The sequence below is a fragment of the Ideonella sp. FW305-24 genome (genome assembly GCF_058788035.1).
The window spans coordinates 1-3,452 of sequence record NZ_JBYTAI010000034.1; the positions used below are offsets into that span (position 1 = coordinate 1).

The window sequence follows — 3,452 nt, forward strand, 5'->3', positions numbered from 1 at the left end:
GCCGCCGGCATTGCCGGCGTCACCAAAGTCCTGCTGCAACTCAAGCACCGCCAGATCGCGCCCAGCCTGCATTCCAGCACCCTCAACCCCAACATCGACTTCGAAGCCACGCCCTTCGTCGTGCAGCAGGAGCTGGCCGACTGGCCTGCACCGGTGCGCGAAGTGGCCGGTATCCAGAGGGTGGGCAAACGCATTGCCGGCATCTCGTCGTTTGGTGCGGGCGGGGCCAACGCGCATGTGGTCATCGAGGAATACAGCGCACCGCAAACGCAAGACACCCAAAGCGGACCGGCACTCATCGTGCTGTCGGCCAGAAGCGAAGACCGGCTCCAGGAACAAGTCCGGCAACTGCGCGATGCCATCGAAACCGACGCGGCCATCCACCTTGCCGACCTGGCCTACACGCTGCAGGTCGGGCGCGAGGCGATGGAGGAGCGGTTGGGGTTGGTCGTCAGTTCGGTGGAAGAGCTGAAACAAAAACTGAGCGAGCACCTCGAAGGAAGAGACGTTGACGAGCTGTACCGGGGCCAGGTCAAGCGCAACAAGGAAGCGCTGGCGGGGCTCAGCGGGGACGAGGACATTGGCACGGCGGTCGAGGCGTGGATTGCCAAGGGCAAGCACGGCAAGTTGCTGGACGTCTGGGTCAAGGGCATGGCGGTCAACTGGCAACGCCTGTACGGCAATCAGAAGCCGCAGCGCATCAGCCTGCCGACCTATCCGTTTGCCCGTGAACGCTACTGGCTGGACGTGTCTGCGTCGGCCGCGGCACCTGCCGGAACGGGTGATCAACTGCACCCGCTGCTGCATCGCAACACCTCCAGCTTTGCGGTGCAGCGCTTCAGCTCGCACTTCAGTGGCGAGGAGTTCTTCTTCGCCGACCATGCGGTGAGGGGCACGCGCATCCTGCCGGGTGTGGCGCAGCTGGAGATGGCGCGACACGCAGCGAGCCTGGCCATCGACGAAGACTGCTCGCTGCAGCTCCGGGACATCGCGTGGCTGCGGCCGGTGGTGGCCGGCGAGGACGGTGTGGAACTGCACATCGCGCTGCTGCCACAGGCGGCTGGCGACATCCGCTTCGAGATCTACAGCGATGGCGAAGGCGACGAACCCCGGGTGCATTGCCAGGGCGCTGTCGTGATGGTCGCCGAGCCGCCAATCGCGCCGGCGGCGACGCACGACCTGGTGGCGCTGCGCGCGCAATGCAGCGCCGCGCAGCTCGACGCTGCACAGTGCTACGCGGCATTCGACCGCATGGGCCTGCAGTACGGCCCGAGCTTCCAGGGCCTGAACGAACTTCTGGTCGGAGACGGCCAGGTCCTGGCCCGGGTCGCGTTGCCGGTTGCGGCGCCGGTGGACGGTTACGGGCTGCATCCCAGCCTGCTGGACGCGGCACTGCAGGCCACGCTGGGCCTGGTGCGCTCGGCCGGGCACGCGGACGATGGCAGCTTGTGGTTGCCCGCCACGCTTGGCGCGCTGGAACTGCTCGCCCCCTGCACCGCCAACATGTGGGCCGTCTTGCGACCGAGTGCCGGGACGGCAGCCGTTGGCGCGCTGCCATCGGCAATCGACGTCGACCTTTGCGACGAACACGGCGTCGTCTGTGTCCGGTTCAGTGGGCTCGGGCTGCGCATTGCCGCGCCCATCGCCGAAGCTGGCACGGCTTTGCAGACCTTGCTGGCCAAGCCGGTCTGGGAAGCCAGGCCGGTTGCCGTCGACGCCGCGGCGGGCCGCAGCTTCGCACGGCACGTGGTAATGCTCTGCGGCCTCGATGCGGCCGCCACGCGCCAGGTCCAGGCCGAGCTGTCGGATGTGACTTGCGTGGCCATTGCCGTGGACGAGGACCTGGCCGCGAGCTATGCCTCCGCAGCCGAGGTGCTGCTGGCACAGCTCCAGTCCCTGAGCCGCCAGCCTGGCCAGCACCTTATCCAGTTGCTTATGCCCCAGCAGGGCCCGGCCCGGCTGATGGCGGGCCTGGGCGGCATGCTGCGCACGGCGCAGCGGGAGAACCCGGCTCTGCTCGGCCAGGTGATGCAGGTCGAACCTGGGCAGAACCTGCCGCAGGCATTGCGCGACAACCGCGACAGCCTGGCAGCGGACGTGCGCTACATCGGCGGCGAGCGCCAGGTCGGCGGCTGGGCCGAGTGGGTCGGCGGGGCCGACGCGGCTTCGCCGTGGCAGGACCAGGGCGTCTACCTGATCACCGGTGGCGCGGGCGGCCTGGGCCTGATCTTCGCGCAGGAGATCGCGCGCCGGGCCAAGGGCGCGAGGCTGGTGCTGACCGGGCGCTCGCCGCTGAACGCCCGCACGCAGGCCAGCCTCGACGAGCTGCTGGCCATGGGCGCCGCTGCGCAATATCGCCAGCTCGACGTGGGTGACCGCGAGGCCGTGGCCGGCCTGGTGACCGAACTCGTCGAGGCCTTCGGTGGCCTGAACGGCGTGCTGCACAGCGCAGGTGTCTTGCGCGACAGCTTCATCCTCAGGAAGACCGGCGAGGAGCTGAAGGACGTGCTGCACGCCAAGGTGGCTGGCACGCTGAATCTCGACGCGGCCACCCGCGATCTGGCGCTGGACTGCTTCATCTGCTTCTCGTCCATCGCCAGTGCCCTGGGCAATGTGGGCCAGGCTGACTACGCGGCGGCCAACGGTTTCATGGATGCCTTCGCCCATTTCCGGGATGGCCTGGTGGCACAAGGCCTGCGGCAGGGGCGCAGCGTGGCCATCAACTGGCCGCTGTGGGAAGAAGGCGGCATGCAGGTGGGCGCCGCCACGCGGCGCTACCTGCTGCAGGAAATCGGCATGACGCCGCTGCGCAGCGCCAGTGGTTGCGCAGCCTTGGTCCAGGCCTTGGGCAGTGGCCTGCCGCAGGTGCTGGTGGCCGAGGGCCATGTCGAACGCCTGAAGGCCAGCCTGTTGACCGCTGCGCCGGCAAAACCCGCCGTCCCGCAAGCCGAGACAGCGCCAGTTCAGCTGGCCGAGGATTTGCGTGACAAGACTGTGCGGCACCTCGTGCGCCTGCTGTCGGCCACATTGAAGCTGCCGCCGCACAAGATCGATGCGCAGGTGGCCCTGGAAGCCTATGGCATCGACTCCGTCCTGGTGATGGACTTGACGCAGAAGCTGGAGAAGTCCTTCGGCCCGCTGCCGAAGACGCTGTTCTTCGAGTACCAGACGATTGCCACGCTGTCGGGCTATTTCCTGCAGAGCCATCACACGCAGCTGGTCGAGTTGCTTGGTGAAAAACCAGCGCTCTCTTTACCTGCCGTCGCCGCGGGTCTGCAGCGCGAGATCGTGCCGACTCTTCGCAGCCGATCTCGTTTCGGCTCGCGCTTCGATGTGCGCAATGCGGGTCCAGCGGTTGGCGAAATCGCGATCATCGGCCTGTCAGGCCGGTACCCCGAAGCGTCGGACGTGGGAGCGTTCTGGTCCAACCTGAGCGCCGGCAAAGACAGCAT

1 protein-coding gene is annotated in these 3,452 nt (G+C 67.6%); it reads left to right on the forward strand.

Annotated features, from left to right (window positions below; translation table 11 throughout):
* The coding region (locus AC3WR5_RS33300; protein ID WP_492490081.1) for an SDR family NAD(P)-dependent oxidoreductase at nt 1-3,452 on the forward strand (3,452 nt) is incomplete at both ends.